We start from the raw sequence: 23,198 nt of genomic DNA on the forward strand, positions 1-23,198 counted from the left end.
GGGCAATAACTCAACCTTATTTTCATGGGATGTGTGACCAGGGAAGACCCAAGAGGACACCGGGGAGCTGGGAAACCCTTGCGGACAAGGATGAAGCGGGAGGAGGAATAACGAAAGAGGTTCAGAAGCCGAGGAGGAAAAGCTCCCCCATGATCCACTTGCCTTTTTCCTTGCGAATCTTGGCGGACTGGGTGCTGAGCAGGCGAAAGCCATGGCAAGCGGCCATGGCCTCGATGTACGATAAGGAGTGGGCATAGCGTCCGGACTGCCGCAACTGGTAGCCCTGCCCTGCCATCTGTTCGGTGGAAAAAAGAACCCTGCCGCCTGAGGCAAGACCTTTGGCCAAGGTGGCAAAAATTCGGTCCAACTCGCCCACATAGATCAAAACATCCGCCGCGACAATCAAGTCGAACGGCTCCTGATCCTGCTCAAGAAAAGTGACGATCTCTCCAACCACCAGTTCATCATACACCTTCTTGGCAGCAGCAGACTTAACCATCTTCGGGGAAAGGTCAACGCCGACCCGGTAACCGCTGATCTCCTGAAAAATCTGCCCCACCAGACCGGTGCCGCAGCCCAGGTCCAGGAGTCGCGCAAAATGCGAAGGCCCATCAGGGTCGGCAAGCAACAGGCTTTTGAGTTCCCACGGGGTCCGGTATTCCAGATCAACCAGCAACCGCTCCTCAAAATGACCGGAAAAACTGTCAAACAACTCGGCAATATAGGAAGAGGGGGCAACGGCGGTTGTTTCACCGGTGAGGGCCGCCAGGATATGCCGGGCCGAGGCCACGTTATGATCCAGCTCGATGAGCCTGCGGTAACAGGCAATGGCCTCGTCCACCCTGTCCTGGTCAAGATAGAGAACCCCGAGGTTGCCGTGAGCCGCGCCGTAACCAGGGTGCAGGGCAACGGCGATCTCAAGGGAGGTAATGGCCTCGTCCTTGCAGCCCAGCGCCTTATAGACCAGGGCCAGGTTATAATGCACCTCCGCGTCATCCGGGGCAATCTCCATGGCACAGAGATAAGACTGCTTGGCCTCGTCCAGCCGCCCCGCCCTCTTGCAGGCCAGGCCGAGGTTGAAATGGATATCGGCATCCTGGGGATTGAGTTGCGCGGCCCGGTGATAGGCCTTGATCGCCTCGCTGGTGTTGCCCTGGGCCAGATGGGCGGTGCCCAGATTGTAGGCCGCCTGCCAGTGCGTGTCGTCCAGAGCAAGAACCTTGTGGAAATGCTCGATGGCCATCTGTTGCTGTCCCAGGGAATAACGGGTTATGCCAAGTTCATAGGCAATTGTCGCCTCTTCGGGCAACAAGGTATGGGCGCAACCAAACCAGAAGGCGGCCTCTTCCGCCGCCCCCATGGCGCGGTGGAGAAGGGCCAGGTAGAAACAGGCATCCACATGCTCCGGACACAGGGAAATGGCCTGCTGATAGAGGGACGCCGCCGACTCGGTCTCTCCCTGCCGGTGCAGGTCAAGGGCCCGGTGGAAAAATTCGTCCGCATTGCTGGGGCATGGCCAGCCATTTTCGGCAGCCTGCCTGTCTGTTTGCACAGGGCTTGAGTCTGTGTTCATCGGCATCAAAAAGATGAAATTTAATGATGTACAGCGGTCCAGTTCGAATTATGATGATTTCGTAACGACGAGAAAATAACGCAACGGCGCAAAGTAGCAAGTAAAAAAAAATCGTTGTTATTGATTTCGACCACGCAAGGCCGACCAAACCGAGCCGCTTCATTTTTTAAGTTTCAGGATAAATTCCCCATGAAAACCCTGTCCATGCCCAATACTCAGCAAATCGCCTGGATGCGGGACATTCGCCGCCATCTCCACCGGTATCCGGAGCTTGCCTTTGCGGAATTCGCCACCGCCCGCTTTATTGCCGAGCAATTGGGGGAATTGGGCATCCCCTGCCGGGAACAGGTGGGCCGAACAGGCATCGTCGCCAGCCTGGGGCGCAGGGAAACGGGCGCGCCCTGCGTTGCCCTGCGGGCAGACATGGATGCCCTGCCCATCACCGAACAAACCGGCCTGCCCTTTGCCTCGGAAACGGTGGGGGTAATGCATGCCTGCGGCCACGACGGGCATGTGGCCATGCTCCTCGGCGCGGCCGCGCTGCTCAAGGAAAAGGAGGCGGAACTTCCCGGTCGGGTGGTCCTCATCTTCCAGCCCGCCGAAGAAGGCGACGGCGGTGCGCAGGGCATGATCTCCGAAGGCGCCCTGGACGGGGTCGGGGCCATCTTTGCCGGCCATATCGACCGCAATTACCCACTGGGAGAGCTTGTGGTCCAACCCGGGTTGATCTCCGCCTTTACCGATGAATTCTCCATTGAGATCCGCAGCCAGGGCGGGCATGCTGCCAAACCCCACGAAACCGCGGACTCCATCCTGGCGGCAGGCCAGCTCATCACCGGCATCCAATCCATTGTCGCCCGCGAGGTCCATCCCTGCCTGCCCGCCGTGATCACCGTAGGCGCCATCCATGGCGGCAGCGCACCCAATGTCATCGCCTCCCAGGTGATTCTTGAGGGCACCGTCCGCACCACCGGCCCGGAGACCAGATCCGTCTGCCTCGCCAGCCTGAAACGGATGACCAAGGCCATGGAACAACTGCACCGGGTGGAGACCTCCTTCACCTTGGTGGAGGGCTATCCGCCGGTGATCAACGATCCTGTGGCTAGCCGCATCGCCACGGAGGTGGCCGCAGGAATTGTGGGCCAGGACAAGGTAAAGGGCCAGCCCCTACCCAGCCTCGGTGGGGAGGATTTCTCCTTTTTTCTGCAAAAGATTCCGGGCTGCCTGGTGCGCTTTGGCGCCAGGCGCATCGATGGCCGCGATGCGCCGGCCCACAGTCCCCTCTTCGATTTTGACGAAGAAATTCTGCCCATCGGCGCTCTGTTTCTGGCGCGGACAGCCTGCGCCGCTTTGGAACGCAGGGAAGAATTCCGTTTTTCAACGCAATAGCCTACCCATCCCTGGTTTTTTTCAGTCCATCCTCTCAACACTCATTCAGTATGAAAACAGGTGTTGTTGGGCGGGGAAAACGTATTCCATCCATGCTTTGCGTGCAAAATCGGCATGAATGAAATACCTGCCTTTAAAAAAATTTTGACTTTTTTCAAAAAAACCATTAAATAAAGAAATTAAATAAGATAAAATTTGTCCTGTTTCATGACGGCAAATTTGATGATTGTGATCACTTCTCTTGCAGGATATTTCATTGCCGCCACAAAAAAACTTCCAGCCTCCTTCTCCTGATATTTCCACGGTAAAACTGGAGCAGCTCCGGCGCCAACAGGAGATCATCGAACAACTGCTCCGGCTCAGCTTTACCGACGCCCCGCTGGAGACCCAACTTGCCAGCGCTTTGGATATCATCACCAAAGTGCCTTGGCTGCCGCTGATGGCCAAGGGCGGCATCTTTCTGGTGGATCGGCTACACCATGAAACCCTTACCCTTCTGGTGCAGAAGAATATGGACCCCTCCCAGCAGGGCCAATGCGCCACTATCCGCTTTGGCGAATGTCTGTGCGGCAAGGCAGCCCAGGAAAGAATATTCATCTTCACCCAACACCACCCGGACTGTCCCGCCAACAAGAAAATGGATCATGGACACTACATCCTCCCCGTTCTCCAGGGGAAGGCTCTGCTGGGCATCCTGATGCTCTACGCTGAGGCAGGCCAGCCCTCCAGCCCAGCGAAACAAAGTTTTTTGGAGACGGTAGCCAATACTTTAGCCCTGCTCATCGAACGACAACAGGTGGCAGACCGGCTGCGGATCAGTGAAGCCAACCTGGCCAAGGCGGAGCAGATCGCACAGCTCGGCTACTGGGACTGGCATATCCCCGAGAATACCCTGTTCTGGTCCGACGAAGTGTATCGAATCTTCGGTCTCGCCCCCACAGCGATCTCATCCACCTATGACAATTTTCTCCGCCTTGTGCATCCGGATGACCGCGCCAGGGTGGAGGAAGCGGTAGGACAGAGTCTGACCACCAAGGCACCATACAACATCGAGCATCGCATCATTCGGCCTGACGAAGCGCTTCGGGTGGTGCATGAACAGGGCGAGGTGGAGTTTGACGCCAGCGGCAAGCCGGTGCGGATGTTCGGGACGATGCAGGACATTACCCTGCTCAAGCACAGCGAGCAGCAGCTCTCTCTGGCGGCCAGGGTATTTGACAGCAGCATCGAGGGGATCACTATCACCGACGCCAACGGGATAATCCAATCGGTCAACCGGGCCTTCACCCACATCACCGGCTACAGTCCGGAGGAGGCGGTGGGCCACAAGCCGAGCATACTCAAGTCCGACCGTCACGATCCCGCCTTTTATCACGCCATGTGGCAGACCTTGTTTGCCAAGGGCCGCTGGGAGGGGGAGATCTGGAACCGCAAAAAGAACGGGGAGGTCTACCCGGAGTGGCTGACCATCACCGCCATCACCGATGATTTTGGGCAAATTTCTCACCATGTCGCAGTATTCCACGACATGAGCGAGGTGCGAGGGTTCGAGGAACAGCTCCGCTTTCAGGCTCAACACGACGGCCTGACCAGCCTTCCCAACCGGACCCTATTGCTTGACCGTCTTACCGTGGCCATCGGCCACGCCCAGCGAACCATGAAACAGGTTGCCGTTCTCGCCATCGACCTGGACAACTTCAAGCATGTCAACGACAGCCTGGGACACACCGTGGGAGATCTTCTGCTCCAACAGGTGGCTGAACGACTCCACGCCTGCCTCCCCCCAGACACCACCATAGCCCGGCTGGGTGGAGACGATTTCGCCGTTCTCCTTGAACAGCTTTCCGATGAACAGGAAGCCATACCTGTGGCGGAAACGGTCATCGCCGCCTTTGCCAAACCCTTTAATCTCTCCATCTATGAAACCGTGATCACGGTCAGTATCGGCATCACCTTCTTCCCCACTGACGGCAGTGATGCCGGCAACCTGTTGAAGAACGCGGAGCTGGCCATGTACCGGGCCAAGGAAGAAGGCAAGAACAAGTACCAGTTGTTCACCGCAGCCATGAACGCCAAAGTGGTACACCGCCTCTCTTTGGAAAACAACCTGCGCAAGGCCTTGGAGCGGCGGGAATTTCTGGTCTACTACCAGCCCAAGGTGTCACTGGCCACCGGCCGCATTGTCGGCATGGAGGCACTGGCACGTTGGAGGACTGCAGACGGGCGGCTGATTTCTCCGCTGGACTTTATCCCCCTGTCCGAAGAAACCGGGCTCATCATCCCCATCGGGGAACAAGTGCTGCGGCAGGCTTGCTTGGACGCCAAGAGCTGGCTCTTGGCCCACGACGACCGCCTTACCGTGTCTGTGAACCTCTCCCCCAAGCAGTTCATGCAGGACAACTTGCTCACCACCGTAACCGCCATTCTGCGGGAAACGGAGTTCCCGCCCGAAAGGCTTGAGCTGGAGATCACCGAGAGCTCGGTCATGGCCAACGAACAGGCGGCCATCACCTTACTGCTGAAACTCAAGGAATTGGGCGTACGTCTGGCTCTGGACGATTTCGGGACAGGGTATTCCTCACTGCACTACCTGCGCAAGCTGCCCTTCGATACCATCAAAATGGACCGCTCCTTTGTGAAAGACCTGCCGGACGACCGGAGCAGCGCGGCCATCGCCATCACCATCCTCACCCTGGCCCACAGCCTTGGGATGGAAGTGGTGGCGGAAGGGGTGGAGACCGCCGCGCAACTTGATTTCCTGCGAAACCGCGACTGTAGCGAGATTCAGGGATATCTGTTCAGCCCGCCGGTTCCGGCAGACGCCTTTTCCACCATGCTACTGAAAAAACAGAGTCTTGAGCCGTCATCAAGTTCTTGCCCGAAAAAACCCAGCTAAATCTTTTCCCTGAGCCAACGGTCATAAATTGCTCCCCAATCACCTGTGACCGCGCTATAATCCCGGCAAACAGGAAAGCGGTAATACGCTGACCAGCCAAACACAGACCTTTTTCACCGGAATATCATGCACGAACAACAGAACGACATCTTTTTCAACATCATCAACCGCTTTGTCGGGTTTTACAGCCAGGACGCCGCCCGAAACACCGGCAACGATACGGACTGCGAGTACCCCTTCGTGGCCATGGACACCAGACAGGTCTTTGCGCAGCTTGAGTTTGTCGGTCGGTATCTGGAACTTGATCCGGATGCCCCGCCCAAGCAGCCCCCCCGTCTCCTCGATGTGGGCTGCGGGATCGGCAACGTGCTGCTCATTGCCGAGCAGTTCGGCTTTGAGGTGTACGGCATTGAAAAGGATGAATACCCGTTCCGGGTGGCGGCCAAGCTCATTGGCGAGGAACGGATTGCCCAGGCTGATATCTGGACATACGAGGGATATGGCGACTACGAGGTAATCTACTACTACCGGCCTTTTTCCGGCCGCGAACAGCAACTGCGCTTTGAAAGACTCATTGAAGACACCATGGAGCCAGGGGGAATCCTCATCGCCAACCACAAAAACAGCGACGCCATTGACCAAGATCACCGCTTTGAGAGGCTCAGTCCCTCCCTGCCAATTTGGCGAAAAATCCGGGCCGCATAACGTCTATCCGGCGGAAACCACCTTGTTCCGCCCGCCGTTCTTGGCCAGATACAGGGCTTCGTCCGCCCTTCTCAGTACAGCCTCAATGCCGACATCGTCTTGCCGGAGACAGGTGACGCCGATACTGACCGTAAAGTGAACAATCTGCTCGTCCGCATACACCTTCAGGTCGGCGGTGGTCTGACGAAACCGTTCCGCAACGATCAACGCCCCTGCCGAATCGGTTTCCGGCAGGATAATGGAAAATTCCTCGCCGCCGATCCGCCCCAACACGTCGCTTTCCCGAAGAACCTCCAGACAATTAACGGTAAAGGCCTTGAGCACCTCGTCGCCAACCGCATGGCCATGGGCATCGTTTATTTTCTTAAAATGATCGATATCCATTTGGATCGCGGAAAATACGTGGGCATAGCGTTGCGAACGCAAAAACTCCTTGGTGGCGAAGTCCATGAGATAGCGGCGGTTATAGACCCCGGTGAGCGGATCGGTGGTTGCCAACCGCTCAAGCTCCCGGTTCTGGCCGAGAATCCTTTGTCGATAGGCCTCAAGCTGCTCCACCATCCGGTTGAAGGACAGGGAAAACTCTCCTAAAAAATCCACCCGCTGGGAAAAATCCCCCTTGGCGATCTGCCCTGTCTGCCAGGTCAGATGCCGGAGAGTAGCCTGTAGGTTCTTGAGATGATGGCCGGCCGGAAGCTTGGCGATGATCGGAACATCCATGTCGCCGATGGAAAGATGATGGGCGGCCTTGGTCAGGCCAGACAAGGCCTCGGTGAGGGTGTTGACAAATTCGCCCACCTGACGAATTTCGTCCTCTTGCTCTCCTGTGAGATCAAGGACCACAGGCTGTTCATTATGCAGCAGCGCGTGGAGATGGGCGCTGATTTTGTCCAGCCTATCGATGTCCTTATGATCCATGAAATTCCCAGGCCTGTTTTTTTGTGGAGGTCTTACCCTTCCGCAAGCATAACCTCGAAGCGACAAACCCGATCGCCGCTGCACCAGCAGTCCGTCTCCCTTGCCGTGAATTGCTTGCCGAAATGGGCGGAAAACAGAGCGGCGATAAAGCCTTCGTCAAAGGTGCAGACCAATTCTTCGCTCATGGGCAGGCCAGAGCAGTCAAGGTCTTCCGCCACGGTGAGGACAAAACGGTGCGTAAGCAGGTCTGATGCCTCAACCCGCAGGATGCCGATGGAAAGATTGCGCAATGTTTCCTGAAACTCAGCAATGAACCCGTCAAAGTCTTGGGTATCGTGAAGCAGATGTTCGTAAATCGCCTTTCCCGCGCTCTGCCCGGCGTCATAGAATATCCGGTTGGCCGTTGCCACATCGGTATGGGCGATAATCGCATCGCGCAGGGTGAACTGCATCAGTCGGTAAACAGCTACTGTGGTCTGGGGGCCAAGATTGGGACGCCCCCATGCGATATCGCCAAGTTGCGACCAGTCAAACCGCAGGGATTTCCGCTCTTCCTTGAACATCTTCGAGCCTCTTTTGCCTCTGGTTATAGCCCAAACGCTCCTGCGCCGCATGTGACAATGCTAGCATATCCCGCGGACAAAAGGCAATGGGCCAACGGACGGAAAGAAGAAGGTTCTACGGTGAGAGGCTAGAAATACGAGGCGTTGGGAAAAAGATCTTCGGGGATGTTTCCATTGCCATGCTGTTTGGCGTAGGCATATCTGGCGCAATTGTGGAAATCGTCAAGGCAGTATCGCTCCTGTATCTTCGTGGCAAGTTGAGGAACACTTGCCATGATGGTCACAAAGAATTCACAGGTTATTAAAAATTCACAGCCTAAATTTTTTCCATGTGTATGTGCCAAGTTGATCTCCAAAGCTGGTTTGGGGAATTTTTATGATTATAGCCCAGAAACAGAGCGTTGCACAATACGGGAAAAATACTGGAAATATGCATAGTTCCCCTGGCGTTGATCATGGTTCGCTGGAGACAGCGGGGTGAGCGGGCCTGCGCTCATTACCGGTGCGCCACCGGTGTGCTGCAGGGGAGGATGGGACTTGTTGTCGGCAAAAGAGCACCTCCAGTGAGAAATAGCCTTTTCGCCGAAAATGAGGGGAGAGGAAGATGATAAAATTTCCCGATCGGGTCGTGATTTTTCCAGAAAGGGAAAACGCTGCCAGGACTTGCAAAGCATGAAGAATAATCTCTTCCTCAGCAGAACAAGCAACCCGAGGGAAAAAGCCCAGAATCTCTCTTTACCGGAGATCTTCCAGGCTGGCAAGCCGTACCCCGCCCAACAGGCCACCTTTGTTGGCAAGAACGCACTGGTCGTAAATCTGCAGGTCATTGCTTTTAATGAGCTGAGATAAATCGGCAACGTAATCGGTTCCCCGGTTGGAATACTGGTGCAGGCCCTTGGCCAGGGCAAGGGAATCCATGGTTTCTTCCCTGATCTCCCGTAACTCCTTATAAGCCGGAACCCGGTTGATCATCAAGATATAGGCACGAACGGAATCGAGCAGGGAGGCGTAGGCCGCGCCAGAGTAGGCCTTGCCATCCTCGTGCCCGTCAGATAGATGCGCCGCCTTGTTCCAGGTCAAAACCCCGAAGAGGTTGTTTCTCTCCAAGGAAAAACGGGAACCGCCCCATGATGATTCGAGGGCGCCCTGGGCCATGATCAGGCTCACCGGTACCGGACTGATGCGGCGACGTAGGTCGGCGACTTCATAGGCCCGATATTTACGACAGAGATTCTGCAAGAAAAAAATCTCGTTCTGAGTCAACCCCACAAGTCGTTCGTAATCTTCCGCTCTCAGTCCAAAGTCCAGACGTTTGGGGGGGTGCGCAAATTTCGCCAGAATCTTTTCAAAGGCGGCCCGTTCTTCCTCCACCTCGGACAGGGCAATCATTGCCGCGGGAAGGAGGACATGCAGAAAAGCTTTTTTCTGGGTGGCCGCATCAAGGGACGGCATGTCCCCAGGGAATTTGCTGACCAAAACGGCGGGAACCTCTGAGAATGACTCCACTTCCCATAAATTATTGGCCTTGAGCTGCCTCAGCAGATCCTCAGCGGAATGGACTTCAATGGTGGGAATGGCCTGAAACCGTTGGGGGAAACGGATGAATACGGAAGAAGGCTGGAGCAACAGGGCGACAAGAAAGAAAAGCATGACCAGGGATAATCCGGAAACCATCCGCACCATCCCGGAATCGACCGTTTTTTTGCCGAAATACATCGGGGTTTCATCGTGTTTTACTGCCACAACTTTATGTTTCACTACCACAACTTTGTCCTGCTCTGGGGTTACGTCCTGGGGACGGTTCGCTGCAAGGTAGTCCATATATATGTCCTCCACCTGTGCAAACACATGATAAGAGAGCAAGCGCTCTTCCCTGACCGTTGCCGTTATATCCCCTCTTTCTGTTTCGAAGAGGTGGGCGAACATACCAGATGTGTCTCAAAAAGGCAAGTCAAACATCCTGAAGGCACCCCCCAACGCCTCCTTTGTATACTTCATGTTGTATAGGAAAAAAGAAAAAACACAACAGATAGTTGAAATATAGTATTTAAAATAATACCTAATCACCGGAAATTATCCAACAATATCCAACGGTTTTCTCCCATATTTTTTTATGTTTTTTTGTTACGGACAATGAGAGGTACTTGCAATCCCCTTTCGGCAGAGCCGCGCCTCCGGAGCATGGCAAAAAGGCAGAAAAAAGAGACAACACATTAAAATAACTGCTATTTACTGAGGAATACATGGGAATGCAAATAATTATTGCATCCCGCAGGAGCGGCTTCAGCCGCGATCAGATCGCGGCTGAAGCCGCTCCTACGAAAGAATCTGTTTAACGAGAGAGGACTGAATGGGGAATATCGGCAGGGCGTCGCGCCGGAAATGCCGAGGCCGCACCCTACCGCACTTCGGTGGGGATTATTCTACCTCGGTCTCCGGGGCATCGTCTTCCGCAGGCGCCGGAACCTCGACCGGTTCTTTGGCTGTCGGCGGTGCACCCTCACCCTCCTTGACCTGGAAAAGGGTCGGTTGCACCTCCCCCACTCCGGCAGGCTCCTTCTCGGCAGTCAGTTCGGCGATCCGCCGTACCGGCCGGTCGGAAACCCGTTTGCCAAGCGCGGAGGCTCCCTTGATCAGAACCTCGCTGAAGCTGCAATCCACGTAGTTATGGCGGGCCCGCTTGGACGGGGCGAGATGCACCCGCACCCTGCCCCCGTCTCCGGTGCTCAGGAAGAGTATGGCGGAATTCTTGTGTTCCGGGAAGAGATGGTATTCTTTTTCCAGGATAAATTTCGGGCTCTGGAACCGTTTGACATAGCAAAAATTCTGGCTGCCCTCGCGGTAGAGGATATTGAACACCCGTTTTTCCTCGACCTTGCCGAACCAGAGCACGTCATGGCCGACAAAGAGCTTGTCGGTCACGTTGATCACCTTGTACATGCCGTTCTGGTAAATAAGCAACAGCTTGTCGTACTCGGAACAGGGGAAACTATCCTCGGGCTTGGCCTTGACCTGGTGGCCGACAAAGCCGGTTTCCCGGTCATACCCCATGGTCAGGTTGGAGAGCGCCACCTTGCGCACCTCCACCTCGCCAAAGGTGGCGATCTCGGTGCGGCGCGGGTAGAGATGGCCGTAGCGGTTCAGGAGATCGTCCAGATAATTGATGGTATACACCACCATGTCCTTAAGATGGTTCTCCACCGCCTTGATGTTGTCCCGGACCTCCTTGATATCCTTCTTCTTTTTGTCCAGGTCGTAGCGGGAGATGCGCTTGATCCGTATCTCCAGCAGCCGTTCGATGTCCTCGGTGGTCACTTCCCGGACCAGCTTGTCCCGGTAGGGCAGCAGGGCTGCGCCAATGGTCTCGACCACCGCCTTGTAGGTTTTGCACTCCTCGATCTCTTTGTAAAGCCGCTCTTCGATGAAGATCTGCTCCAGCAGATGGGCGTGGAGCTTTTCCTTGAGCCGACCATGCTCGATGGTCAGCTCCTTTTCCAGGTCGAGGACCAATTTCTTGGTATTCTGGCGCAGCACCTCGCTCACCGTGAGCACCGCAGGATTGTTGTCCAGAATCACAGTCAGGTTGGGGCTGATCGGCATCTCGCAGTCGGTAAAGGCGTACAGGGCCTTGATGGTGTCTGCCGCGTAGATGCCGCGCACCAGTTTGATCTCGATCTCCACCTCTTCGGCGGTGTAGTCGTTGATGCTTAAAATCTTGAGCTTGTTGGACCGGGCCGCCTTTTCCACGCTCTCGATCAGGGACTGGGTGGTGGTGCCGTAGGGGATATCCTTGATGGTGATGGTCTTTTCGTTCTTCTCTTCGATGCGAGCCCGGCAGCGCAAGCGGCCATTGCCGTCCTCGTAGCCGGAAACGTCGATGGCCCCGCCGAGGAGAAAATCCGGATAGAGAACAAAGGTCTCATCCCGGAGAATATTCTTCTGGGCTTCGAGCAGCTCGCAGAAGTTATGGGGCATGATCTTGGTAGCCATGCCCACGGCGATCCCTTCCGCCCCCTGCATCAGCAGGAGGGGAATCTTGGCCGGCAAGGCAACGGGTTCGAGCATCCGGCCGTCGTAGGAGTCGGTGAACTCGGTGAGATCCTTGTTGAACATGGTCTCGCGGGCCAGGGGCGAGAGGCGGCACTCGATGTACCGGGCCGCCGAGGCCTGGTCGCCGGTGAAGATGTTGCCGAAGTTGCCCTGCCGATCGATAAGATAGCCCTTGTTGGCCAGATTGACCAGGGCGGAAAAGATCGAGGCGTCGCCGTGGGGGTGGAGCTTCATGCAGTCGCCCACCACGTTGGCCACCTTGTGGAAGCGGCCGTCGTCCATGTTGAACAGGGTCTGGAGGATGCGGCGCTGCACGGGTTTTAAGCCATCGGCCACGTCGGGAATGGCCCGCTCCCGGATGACGTAGGAGGTGTAATCGAGAAAATTGGTGTCAAAGAGCTTGTGCAGCTCGCCGTAATGGGAGGTATCCATGATTACACGACCACCAGATGATCCATGATATAATCCTTTCGCTCGGGGGTGTTCTTGCCCATGTAAAAGGAGAGCAGCTTGGGCACCTCGCTCAAGGTGTCGATATTCACCTGCTGCAGCCGCATGTCCGGGCCGATGAACTGCTTGAACTCCTTGGGGGAGATTTCGCCCAACCCCTTGAAGCGGGTGATCTCCACCGCTTTCTTGCCCTTGCCGCCCAGCTTCTTTTCCGCCGCCTGCCGCTCCTTTTCCGAATAGCAGTAGATGGTTTCCTCCTTGGTCCGCACCCGGAAGATGGGGGTTTCCAGGATGTAAACATGCCCCCGCTTGACCAGGGCCTCAAAGAAATGCAAAAAGTAGGTAAGCAGCAGATTTCTGATATGCAACCCGTCCACATCGGCATCCGTGGCCATGATCACCTTGTCGTAACGCAGCGCGTCCACCGAATCCTCGATATCCAGGGCCCGCATCATGTTGTACATCTCGTCGTTCTTGTACAACAGGGTCAGGGGCTGACCGTAGACGTTCATCGGCTTGCCCTTGAGGGAAAACACCGCCTGGGTCATGGGGTCGCGGGAGCTGACGATGGAGCCGGAGGCGGATTGGCCCTCGGTGAGAAAGAGCATGTTCTGGCGGTCCGGGCCCGAGGGCTTTTCCGCGCTGGGATGGTACTTGCAATCCTTGAGCTGGGGAATCTTGAGCGCCACCTTCTTGGCCTTGGCCTTGGCCTCCTTGCGCACGTGCTGGAGCTCCTTGCGGATCTTGGCGCTCTGCTGGATCTTATCGATGATGATCTCGGCCAGCTCGGTGTTCTTGTAGAAGAAATCGCAGACAAAGTCCTTGACCTTGTTAACGATATCACCCCGAACCTCGGTGTTGCCCAGTTTGTTCTTGGTCTGCGACTCGAAGATCGGGTCCTTCACCTTGACCGCGATGGCCCCCACCACCCCTTCCCGCACATCCTCGCCGGAAAACTTCTTGCCGGAAAAATCGTTGATCCCCTTGAGTATCCCCTCGCGGAAGGCGGAAAGATGGGTGCCGCCCTCGTTGGTATAGGTGCCGTTGACAAAGGAGAAATAGGTCTCGCCATAGCCTTCGGTATGGGAAAAGGCGAACTCCAGGGTGGGGTCCTTGGCATGGATGGGCGGGTAGAGCTGGGTTTCGGCGATCTCCTTGTCCAGCAGGTCAAGCAACCCATTGACCGAATGAAAGCACTCGCCTTCATAGTAGATCTTGAGCCCGGCGTTCAGGTAGGCATAGCGCCAGAACCGCTTGCGCACGAACTCCCGCATGTAGTAATAGCCTTCAAAGGCATTGGGGTCGGGATGAAAGGAGACCAGGGTGCCGTTCTTTTCGTTGGTGTCGCCCTGTTCTTCCGCGATCAGCTCGCCGTTGGCAAAGGTGGCCCTGGCAAACTTACCGTCGCGGAAGGAGGTTACCTCGAAACGGTCGGACAGGGCGTTGACCGCCTTGGTGCCCACCCCGTTCAATCCCACAGAAAACTGGAACACCTCGGTGTTGTACTTGGCCCCGGTGTTGATCACGCTCACGCACTCAACCAGCTTGCCCAGGGGGATGCCGCGCCCGAAATCCCGCACCTTGACCACGCCGTCCGCGCCGATATCCACATTGACCCGCTTGCCCACCCCCATGATGAACTCGTCCACCGCATTGTCCACCACCTCTTTGAGGAGGATGTAGATGCCGTCGTCCGGATGGCTCCCGTTGCCGAGCCGGCCGATGTACATGCCGGGCCGCAGCCGGATATGCTCCAGGGAACTGAGGGTCTTGATCTTGCTTTCGTCGTAGACGGATGCGGAATCGGAACTGGGTGCGCTCATCGGGTAATTGGCTGCAAGGTTAGGATTTAATGATCGGATTAAACAGCGGAAAATGAATTTCCATTTGTATATCGCTCTTTGACTTTGGCCGCAATGATATTTTGCCGGATGCCCGTCCCATCCGGGAATAAACGGATAATGCATTGAAAAGATGGGTATTGTCAGGTATTGAAATAGGGTAAAGAAAGTGGGTACAAGATAATGAATACAGGAGCAAGACCATGAGCACCAACCTGAACGAACAGCTCGGCACCGCCGAGATTCTCTGGCAACTGACCGATCTCTACCAGGGCGTTGATGACCCAAAAGTCGAAACCGACATCGCCTGGTGCGAACAGGAGGCCAAGGCCATCAAGGAGCAATTCGCGGGCAGGGTCGCAAGCCTTGCGGCGAAAGAGCTTCTCGCCCTGGTCTTGCGCCTGGAAACGCTCGAAACCATGATGGGCAGAATCGCCACCTTTGCCTTTCTCAATTTCACCACCCAGATTCAGAACGCCCCGGCCGGCGCGTTCCTGCAAAAGATCAAGGAGGCGGGAAGCCGGATCGGCAGGGAGACCGTGTTCTTTGAGCTGGAATGGAGCAAGGTCGAGGACTCCGCAGCCAGCGCCCTGCTGGCCGATAAGACCCTGGCCCAGTATCGCCATCACCTGGAGAGCATGCGGCGCTATGCCAGGCATCTCTTGTCCATGGCCGAGGAAACCCTGCTCATCGAAAAGGCGCCGGTGGGCCGCTCCTCCTGGACCAACCTCTTTGAAAAGGTCATGGGCCATCTCAAATTCGGGGAAAAGCAGCGCAGCGAAGAAGAAGTTCTGACCGATCTCTACAGCCCGGAGCGCGCGGTGCGGGCCCAGGCGGCGGATGAGCTCACCGCCGGGCTCACCAGCCAGCTGCATGTCCTCACCCATATCTTCAACACCCTGCTGGCCGAGAAGATGATCGACGACCGGCTCCGCAAGTACGACTCCTGGGTCAGCTCCATGAACCTGTACAACGAACTGGAAGACCGGACCGTTTCGGTGCTGGTCGAGGCGGTCACCAGCCGTTACGATATTGTCCAGCGCTACTACCGCCTCAAGAAGGGCATCCTCGGTCTGGATCAGCTGTGCGACTATGACCGCTACGCTCCCCTGCCCCGCCTGCCCACAACCCTGGTGGATTGGAATACCTGCAAGGAGATGGTACTTACTGCCTTCCACGACTTTGCACCGGAAATGGGGAATATCGCCGCCCACTTCTTTGATAAGCGCTGGATCCACGCCCCGATCCTCGACGGCAAACGGGGCGGGGCCTTTGCCCACCCCTGCGTGCCCGAGGTGCATCCCTACGTGATGGTGAACTACACCGGCAGCCTGCGCGACATCTCTACGGTGGCCCACGAGTTGGGGCACGGGGTGCACCAGTACCTGGCCGCCAAGAACGGCTATTACAACTCCTCCACTACCCTGGTCCTGGCCGAAACCGCCTCGGTGTTTGCCGAGCTGCTCCTGTTCAACTCCCAGGTCAAGCTCCTGACCAACCCGGAGGAACGGCGGGCCTTTATCTGCCAGAAGCTCGAATCCATCTTCGCCACCGTCTTCCGCCAGGTCTCCATGAACCGCTTCGAGCATGCAGTGCATAACGCGAGAAGAGAGAGCGGCGAACTCTCCCCGGAGCAGCTGGCCAGCCATTGGCTCACCACCCAGCAGGCCATGTTCGCCGACTCGGTCAACCTGCGGGACGATTACGGCATCTGGTGGTCGTACATCCCCCATTTCCTGAGCACCCCGGGCTATGTCTATTCCTACGCCTTTGGCGAGTTGTTGGTCCTGGCCCTCTACAATCTCTATCAGGAAGACCCGTCCTCCTTTGTCCCCAAATACCTCGACCTGTTGCGCGCCGGAGGCAGCAATACCCCGGCGGAGCTGCTCAAGCCCTTTGGCGTCGATCTGGATGACCCGGCCTTCTGGCTCGGCGGGCTCACCACCATTGACGGAATGTTAAAGATGGTAGAATGATGGGGATGCACAAGAAATCAGCCAATAGTTCTGGCTTGGTCTACTCAACGGAACATGGCCGCACCTGCCCGGAGTGCAACACCCCCGCAGCTCAGTGCAGCTGTGGCAAGACCCCCCCCCCGGCAAAGGGCGACGGCATCGTCCGGGTCTCGCGGGAAACCAAGGGCCGCAAGGGCAGCGGCGTGACGCTGATCACCGGCCTGCCGCTCGCCGAGACCGAGCTTGCCGCCCTGGCCAAACAGCTCAAACAGCGCTGCGGCAGCGGCGGCACCGTGAAAAACGGGGTTATCGAGGTCCAGGGCGACCATCGGGAGGTGGTGCTGGCGGAACTTATCCGCCTTGGTTATCAGGCAAAAAAGGCCGGCGGCTGATGGCGGCCTCTCCCCCCAGCCAGCCCGCCTGGTTTGTCTATCTGGTTCGCTGCCAGGATGACTCCCTCTATTGCGGGATAGCCACAGACCTGGCCCGCAGGCTGGCGGAACATAACTCCGCGGACAAAGGGGCAAAATACACCCGAGGGCGACGACCGGTGCAGCTGGTCCACGCGGAAGAGGTAGCCTCCCGGGCACAAGCAACTAAACGGGAAGGCCGGATCAAGAGAATGAGCTGGGCACAAAAAATGGGACTCATCCAGACCAATATCGCCGGTTAGGAGCGCAACGCAAAAACGGAACGCCACACATCGGAGAAATCCATGAAAGTATTCATCGCAGGCGGCACCGGTTTTATCGGCCAGGCTCTTATCCGCAAACTTATCCAGCAAGGGTATGCCGTAACCGCGCTGGCCAGAAACCCGGCCAAACTCGGCGATCTCTCCCCGCAACTTCGCCTGGTTCCAGGTTCACCGCTCATTGCCGGCTCATGGCAACAGGAATTGGCCAGCCATGAGGTAATCATCAACCTTACCGGCGCGAGTATCTTCACCCGTTGGACGCCAGCGGCAAAACAGATGATCCTGGAGAGCCGGGTAGCGGCGACCAGAAACATTGTCGAGGCCATCCCGGCCCAAACCGACTCCCACCTCACCCTGATCAATGCCAGCGCTTCTGGGTTTTATGGCCCTTGTCAGGATGAGGAAAAATATGAGGCAGACCCGTCCGGCGCGGATTTTCTGGCCTCGGTCTGCCAGACTTGGGAAAATGAGGCGAAACAGGCCCAGGACAAAGCCAGGGTTATCCTCATGCGAACCGGGGTCGTGCTGGGCAAAAACGGCGGCGCGCTTGGTGCCATGCTGCCCGCTTTCCGCCTCGGGATCGGGGGAAAACTCGGGCATGGCCGGCAATGGTTCCCTTGGATTCACCTGGATGATCTGACAAGCGCCATCATTTTTCTCATGGAAAACAACGGGATTCACGGCCCAGTGAACCTGAGCGCCCCCAGGCCTGTCCGCAACGGAGAGTTTACCAACTGCCTGGGGCAAACCCTCCACAGGCCGAATTTTCTGCCGGTGCCGCGATTTATGATTCGTTTGGCTTTGGGGGAAATGAGTTCGGTGGTGCTTGAGGGATGCAGGATGATGCCGGGCGTACTGCTTGAAAACGGTTTCAGCTTCCGCTTCCCCGAAGTTCGGCCCGCCATTGAGGATCTCTTGTCGGACTTGTAACCTTTTGTCTATCCCTTTTCACTTGCTGGCCAGATTAGCCTCCAGCACAAAGGTGCCGCAGTCTGTTTCAAACGGGAGCACGATGATCGGCACGTCGGAGTGATGGTGGATTTCCACCCCCTTGCCGGTGACCATGGTCGGGGTGGCAAGGTTAAAGCTCATGCCAAGCTTGCCGAATTCCGCCTTGGCGCCGCCGCAGATCATGTTGGTGATCTCACCCACCGCATCGACAATGTCATTATCAATCGTGGTCTTGGGCTCTTCCATGAGCATCCTGGAAACAATCTGCAGGATGCAGGCAGCCGGGAAACTGATGGTCATGCTGCCCTCCACGGTCTCGGAGGCCATGCCGATAATGCCGGTCACATCGCCATAGGTGGACACGCCTTCCTTAAGATGCGGCTTCTGCCCGGTCAGTTTGGTCTGGGCCATGGTCTCCAGAACATTTCTGGTGGCATGCACGAAAGGATTCAGATATTCAGCCTTCATAATTCCCCTGTCAAGTCTCGTTCAAACATCCGGCAAAAAATCTGCACGTAATTTTTATTCCTGCGGAACACCCTGAGATGTGGACCATCTCTTGAACATCCTACACCATTATTAGGCGTGATCCTAAAAAAAAGTCAAGAAAAACAGAAGGTTTTTCGGCAGGTTGCGAAACCGGGACAGGCAAGCGCTCCCCCTGGGCAGAATTGTGATTCCCAACATGGCATTGCCTGGTTCAAAGGGGCGTTTTTTCCAAGGTCTCAAGCCGTTTTGCCAATTCAGCCAGATCAGAGGTAGGCAGCTGACAGCTGAAGTTTTCACACAGATACACGGTGGTTTTGTTCTCCTGCGGGGGCAGCTCCGCCAGAATCGGTTGGTATTGTCTGAGAAATTCCTGACCTGGACCGCCATCGGCCAGCAACACGATCTTGCCGGGCAAAAACCGTTTGCGGATCATGGCGAGCATGATTTCGGTATCGGGTCGGCCAAGCTTGCCGACAACCACGAACTGCCTCGGCTTGCTCCCCTCAAAATCATGGGCCACCAGCATCTGGGGCAGGATGGGCGGATATTCGTTGAGCCTGTTGCCAAAGGCCTCGATGGTCGCCCCACCTCTTTTGCGCCACTCTTCCTTGTCGGTTATCCAGGCAAGCCGGAGGAGGTTGAGGGCGCTCACCGAGTTACCCGTGGGCTCGGCCCCGTCATAATCGGCCTTGAGGCGGACCAGCACGGAACGGTCCGCTCCGGAGGTTTCAAAAAAGCCGCCTTGGGCCTCATCTCCGAACAGGGCAATCTGTTTTTCCGTCAAGGCCATGGCCAGCTGCAACCAGGTAATGTCGAAGGAGGCCTCATAGAGGTCGAGAAGGCCGTTAACCAGAAAGGCATAGTCGTCGAGCTGCCCGGCAAGACCACCCTCCCCGTCCCGATAGCGCCGGAAAAGCGTGCCGGATTCCGAGTCATACAGCCTAGCCCGGATAAAATCAGCCGCTCGTTCGGCCGCGACCAGATAGCGCTTCTCGCCCAGCACCTGAGCTGCACGGGCAAGGGCGCTGATCATGTGGCCGTTCCAGGAGGTGATGATCTTGTCGTCGAGATGCGGCCTGGGCCTTTGCTCCCGCGCCGCCTGGAGCTTCTGCCGGGAACGTTCGAGCAGCCGGGACAGTTCTTCCTCCGGGAGGCGGAAGCGTTCGGCGGTCTCGCCAAGGGGGTGGGCGACATAGAGGATATTCTTTCCGGCAAACTCCTCCTGGGGATCTTCAAGGGCATTGCCCGCCTCAAGCACCCCGTAATGAAAAGAGAAGATCTCCCCGTGCTCCGGGCCGAGGATGGAGACAATCTCCGCCTTGGTCCACAGATAAAACAGACCTTCGCCATGCACCTCGGGATTTCCCGCCTGGACGCTGTCGGCATCCTCTGCCGAATAAAAGCCCCCTTCCGGGCTGGTCATGTCCCGCAGGACATAATCGAGAATATCCTGGGCCACATTGGCATAAAAAGGGTCCTGCCCCACCTGGAAGGCCTCGAGATAACTGACCGCGAGTTGGCCCTGGTCGTAGAGCATCTTTTCAAAATGGGGCACCCGCCACTGCCCATCCACCGAATAGCGGTGAAAGCCGCCGCCGAGATGGTCGTACATCCCGCCGGCCGCCATCTTGCGCAGGGTGACATAGGTCATGTTCAGGGCCTGGGGTTCGCCGGTGCGCGCGGCATGGCGCAGCAAAAAATTAAAGAGCACGGGCCGAGGGAACTTGGGCGCCCGGCCAAACCCGCCGAATTCAGAGTCGTATTCCGCGCCGATTTGCCGGAAAGCCTTGGCGAAAATCTCCGGGTCGATCTTCCCTGCCCCGGAATCCGTGGCCTTCTCGCGGAGATGGCCGGTAATCTTGGCCGCCGACTCAAAAATCTTCTCGGGCCGGTTGCGCCAGGCATCGTGCACCGCCTCCAAAACCTCGACAAAACCGGGCAAGCCGTGCCGACCCTCGGGCGGGAAATAGGTGCCCCCATAAAAGGGCTGCAAATCCGGGGTAAGAAACACCGACATGGGCCAGCCGCCATGGCCGGTCAGCGCCTGCACCGCGGCCATGTAAAGCTGATCCAGATCGGGCCGTTCTTCCCGATCCACCTTGATGCAGACGAAGTATTCGTTGAGGAGCCTGGCCACTTCCGGGTTTTCAAAGGATTCATGGGCCATGACGTGGCACCAGTGGCAGGTGGAATAGCCGATGGAAAGGAAAATCGGCTTGTTTTCCTTGCGCGCCAGGGCAAAGGCCTCCTCTCCCCAGGGGAACCAGGCCACGGGGTTGAAGGCATGCTGGAGGAGATAGGGACTTTTTTCGGTGACGAGTCGGTTGGGCTTTTTGCCCTGGGCCAATTGCTGGTCGATAAAGGTCTGCATGGTCGAGGTGGTTGCCATTGGTATTCCCCCTTGCCGGACAAGAAGCTCCGGCCTGGAACATGATGCTGACAGGAGCAGCAGACAGACAAGCCCGACGGTTCCTGCAAGTTTTCTGGAAATCCTGCCCCACCCGGCGGACAGATATCTTTGCAAGTTCATCGTGCCGTGGAAGATGGCCGTCATCACCGTTCGGACATCGAACGGATGGTAAGAGCCAAGGCAAAAAACGGCGCCAAAAACAGGGTGAGGACAACCATGCAGCTCTTCTGGAACTGGGGATTTTTCACCAGACGGACAAGATCCGGATCAACCACACCTGAGAGCGCGATGGTGATGAGCGGCAGCAAAAGAAAGGCAACCACGCTGGACACCAGCTCCGCCACCATCAATTTTTTAAAAAATATTACCAGGGTATCCAGGGCCAGCTTCACCTTCAGCATGCGGTCGACCATCCCGGTCAAAAGCGCGACTTGGCCCTGGCCTGCCTGTAAACGCTCCCTGGCCTTTGCCAGACTCTCTCCGGCAATGCTCCTGGCTTCGACAAACTTTCTCTTGCCGGCAAAGAGCAGGTTTCTAAAATCCCGAAAAAAAGACTGGTAGGGATATTCCTGCCAGAAAACATTATAATCCACCCAGGCAATGGCCGCCGCATCCACCTTGACGTTCAACTCCTCAAGCCTTATCTCGCGCAACCGGGGGCAGGCCAGGCTCAAGGATTTGGCCCGATCCGCAACATCAAGAATATCGTAGACACCGTGCCGCCGGAACTGCACTTCCATATTGGTCAGCATGGTAAGATTGGTCCGCAGTTCCTCATCTTCCACCTCGCCGAACCAAGCCTGCAACTGCGCCACAGCTTCTTTCGCCTCGGCCAGGTTCTCCCCTGCTTCTTTGTTTTTCTGTTCGAGCAGCCCGGACAGGACGTTTTCCACCATACTGTTAGCTGCCAGCAGGGCCGGGTCCATGAGAGCGATCATGAAATAGCGGCGGTCGCCGGCAGCCAGCTTGCGGAGCAGCTGCATCTGCTGCTGTCCCAGACCATCCTGAATCTTCGCCTGAATGAGACTGTATTGAATCTCCGGGCAATCGACATAGAGATTGGCCACCGAGCTCACCAGTTGTTCCGACTTCCAATGCTGGCCGGTCAGTCTGTGAAATCTGGAAAAGAGAAGCGTGATATAGATTTTTTCTTTTTCCGTGCTGGCAGTGCTGTTGGCCATTTCCAGAAAATGAGCCATATCCCCCATCCGGCCTCGCTCCAGGGCGATAAAGGCCTGACCAAGGGTGGCGTAGAACTGCTTGCCTCCCAGGGCGTGGCTTTCTCCCTTCATGAAGTCAAAGGCCTGCTTGTACTGGCCAACCCGCAGACAATCGAAGCCGGTAAGCAGATTACGGCTGTCCACATTGACCCGGCTGGTTTTCCCGCTGCCGTCCCAGGTCGAAAGCAGGGAAAAAGCGGAGTAGGCCAGAAAACGTGGCTGGTAAATAAGATACATGTCGAAATAAGCGACGTACACCTGCAAGGCTGGATCGTTGCGAATCTGGGCAGCGTCGATATGTGTGGCCAACAGCTCCGCCATTTTTTTCTGTTCGCCCATAACCCGGCTAAACAGGCTGTCGATTTCCGGGAGGGACAGGTAGCCAACCAGATTGAGGCCGCGGGTGTCCATGGTCAGCTGTTTGCTGGGACAATGGGCTGGGGCATGATTGGCCATGCCGCAGTAAAAGCACTCCGAGCAGGCGCCTTTGGTGGCCAGAAACCGCCCGGTGAAAAGACGTTCGCGTTTGAGCTCACTGAGATCGCCGGAAAAAATCAGCTGAAACAAACCGTCTCCGGCATCCACAAATTGATGGGCAGGCAGCTTTTTGCCGGCAAAAAGCTGATTCCACTGCAGCTTCAAGGCCCGGGTCACATAGAGAATTTCCTGCTGCACCACCCCCCAAATCGGGGCTGCGGCCTCGCCAAAATCGACAGGCGGATCTTTTTTCCGGTGCAGATGCAAAATAACCTGGATGGGAACCGCGCCCCAGGCTGCTTGCCACTGCTCTTTCTTGAGAGACTCCAGACTTTCGGAAAAGGTGCTCAGGGCGGCAAAGGGCTCGTCATAATAAATGAGCCAGAGATCCGCAGTGCTTTCCGGGGCCTCGATCCCCACCTGAATAAGAAGATTACGCAACTCTTGCAAAAACGCGGGCCAACGATCCTGAAGAGCCTGTTTCCCCTGATAGGACAAGGGGCGAATGGCCAGCAGGGAGGAATGATCGATCTCTTTCATAGTGTGTTTCTTTGCCTGAACGCTTTTTTTCCCATGACCGTACTGTCGCCATTGGGCTATTGTACGTTTTTTCCACC

At 56.6% G+C, this 23,198-nt stretch carries 17 protein-coding genes; 7 read left to right on the forward strand and 10 right to left on the reverse strand.

Going from position 1 to position 23,198, the window contains the following annotated elements:
- Positions 1-121 precede the first annotated feature (121 nt).
- Entirely contained in the window at positions 122-1,573 is a 1,452-nt protein-coding gene (locus ACZ46D_RS04750; protein ID WP_464928889.1) for a tetratricopeptide repeat protein, read from the reverse strand.
- 189 nt (positions 1,574-1,762) lie between these two features.
- On the opposite strand from ACZ46D_RS04750, the gene ACZ46D_RS04755 reads away from it, so the two are divergent.
- From ACZ46D_RS04755 to ACZ46D_RS04765, 3 genes are all read left to right on the forward strand, one after another.
- Positions 1,763-2,962: a M20 metallopeptidase family protein gene (locus tag ACZ46D_RS04755; protein WP_464928890.1), complete on the forward strand. Its 1,200-nt coding sequence runs from the start codon at positions 1,763-1,765 to the stop codon at positions 2,960-2,962.
- Between the two features lie 256 nt (positions 2,963-3,218).
- Positions 3,219-5,858, forward strand: a complete 2,640-nt coding sequence (locus ACZ46D_RS04760; RefSeq protein WP_464928891.1) for a bifunctional diguanylate cyclase/phosphodiesterase — start codon at positions 3,219-3,221, stop codon at positions 5,856-5,858.
- 126 nt (positions 5,859-5,984) lie between these two features.
- A complete protein-coding gene (locus ACZ46D_RS04765) occupies positions 5,985-6,563 on the forward strand; it encodes a class I SAM-dependent methyltransferase (RefSeq protein WP_464928892.1) in 579 nt (192 codons plus the stop codon).
- A 3-nt stretch (positions 6,564-6,566) separates the two neighbouring features.
- Here ACZ46D_RS04765 and ACZ46D_RS04770 read toward each other — a convergent pair whose 3' ends face one another.
- The 6 genes from ACZ46D_RS04770 to ACZ46D_RS04795 form a co-directional block, all read right to left on the reverse strand.
- Positions 6,567-7,481: a GGDEF domain-containing protein gene (locus ACZ46D_RS04770; protein ID WP_464928893.1), complete on the reverse strand. Its 915-nt coding sequence runs from the start codon at positions 7,479-7,481 to the stop codon at positions 6,567-6,569.
- A 32-nt stretch (positions 7,482-7,513) separates the two neighbouring features.
- Positions 7,514-8,044, reverse strand: a complete 531-nt coding sequence (locus tag ACZ46D_RS04775) for a V4R domain-containing protein (protein ID WP_464928894.1) — start codon at positions 8,042-8,044, stop codon at positions 7,514-7,516.
- Between the two features lie 128 nt (positions 8,045-8,172).
- Complete coding sequence (locus ACZ46D_RS04780) at positions 8,173-8,319, reverse strand: hypothetical protein (RefSeq protein WP_464928895.1); 147 nt, start codon at positions 8,317-8,319, stop codon at positions 8,173-8,175.
- Between the two features lie 460 nt (positions 8,320-8,779).
- On the reverse strand, positions 8,780-9,802 hold the full coding sequence (locus ACZ46D_RS04785; protein WP_464928896.1) for a glucosaminidase domain-containing protein: 1,023 nt from the start codon (positions 9,800-9,802) through the stop codon (positions 8,780-8,782).
- A 660-nt stretch (positions 9,803-10,462) separates the two neighbouring features.
- Positions 10,463-12,526 (reverse strand): DNA topoisomerase IV subunit A, encoded by a 2,064-nt coding sequence (locus tag ACZ46D_RS04790; protein ID WP_464928897.1) that lies wholly within the window; start codon positions 12,524-12,526, stop codon positions 10,463-10,465.
- A gap of 2 nt (positions 12,527-12,528) precedes the next feature.
- Complete coding sequence (locus tag ACZ46D_RS04795) at positions 12,529-14,367, reverse strand: DNA topoisomerase IV subunit B (protein WP_464928898.1); 1,839 nt, start codon at positions 14,365-14,367, stop codon at positions 12,529-12,531.
- 221 nt (positions 14,368-14,588) lie between these two features.
- Between ACZ46D_RS04795 and ACZ46D_RS04800 the strand changes: the two genes are divergently transcribed.
- From ACZ46D_RS04800 to ACZ46D_RS04815, 4 genes are read left to right on the forward strand one after another with little or no spacing between them, the layout of a single operon-like run.
- A complete protein-coding gene (locus tag ACZ46D_RS04800; protein WP_464928899.1) occupies positions 14,589-16,361 on the forward strand; it encodes a M3 family oligoendopeptidase in 1,773 nt (590 codons plus the stop codon).
- A complete protein-coding gene (locus ACZ46D_RS04805; protein WP_464929253.1) occupies positions 16,361-16,732 on the forward strand; it encodes a translation initiation factor Sui1 in 372 nt (123 codons plus the stop codon). Before ACZ46D_RS04800 ends, ACZ46D_RS04805 begins: the two co-directional genes overlap by 1 nt.
- On the forward strand, positions 16,732-17,013 hold the full coding sequence (locus ACZ46D_RS04810; protein ID WP_464928900.1) for a GIY-YIG nuclease family protein: 282 nt from the start codon (positions 16,732-16,734) through the stop codon (positions 17,011-17,013). The genes ACZ46D_RS04805 and ACZ46D_RS04810 overlap by 1 nt, the downstream gene beginning before the upstream one ends.
- Positions 17,014-17,055: 42 nt before the next feature.
- The gene (locus ACZ46D_RS04815; RefSeq protein WP_464928901.1) at positions 17,056-17,964 is read left to right on the forward strand and encodes a TIGR01777 family oxidoreductase; all 909 of its coding nucleotides are present in this window, start codon (positions 17,056-17,058) and stop codon (positions 17,962-17,964) included.
- An 18-nt stretch (positions 17,965-17,982) separates the two neighbouring features.
- Here ACZ46D_RS04815 and ACZ46D_RS04820 read toward each other — a convergent pair whose 3' ends face one another.
- The 3 genes from ACZ46D_RS04820 to ACZ46D_RS04830 all read right to left on the reverse strand — a co-directional run bounded on the left by ACZ46D_RS04820 (position 17,983) and on the right by ACZ46D_RS04830 (position 23,121).
- On the reverse strand, positions 17,983-18,453 hold the full coding sequence (locus tag ACZ46D_RS04820; protein ID WP_464928902.1) for a chemotaxis protein CheX: 471 nt from the start codon (positions 18,451-18,453) through the stop codon (positions 17,983-17,985).
- A gap of 232 nt (positions 18,454-18,685) precedes the next feature.
- Entirely contained in the window at positions 18,686-20,863 is a 2,178-nt protein-coding gene (locus ACZ46D_RS04825; RefSeq protein ID WP_464928903.1) for a thioredoxin domain-containing protein, read from the reverse strand.
- Positions 20,864-21,027: 164 nt separating this feature from the next.
- Positions 21,028-23,121, reverse strand: coding sequence for a hypothetical protein (locus ACZ46D_RS04830; RefSeq protein WP_464928904.1), 2,094 nt, complete (start codon positions 23,119-23,121; stop codon positions 21,028-21,030).
- Positions 23,122-23,198 lie beyond the last annotated feature (77 nt).

This window comes from Thiovibrio sp. Mzg5 (assembly GCF_055379285.1).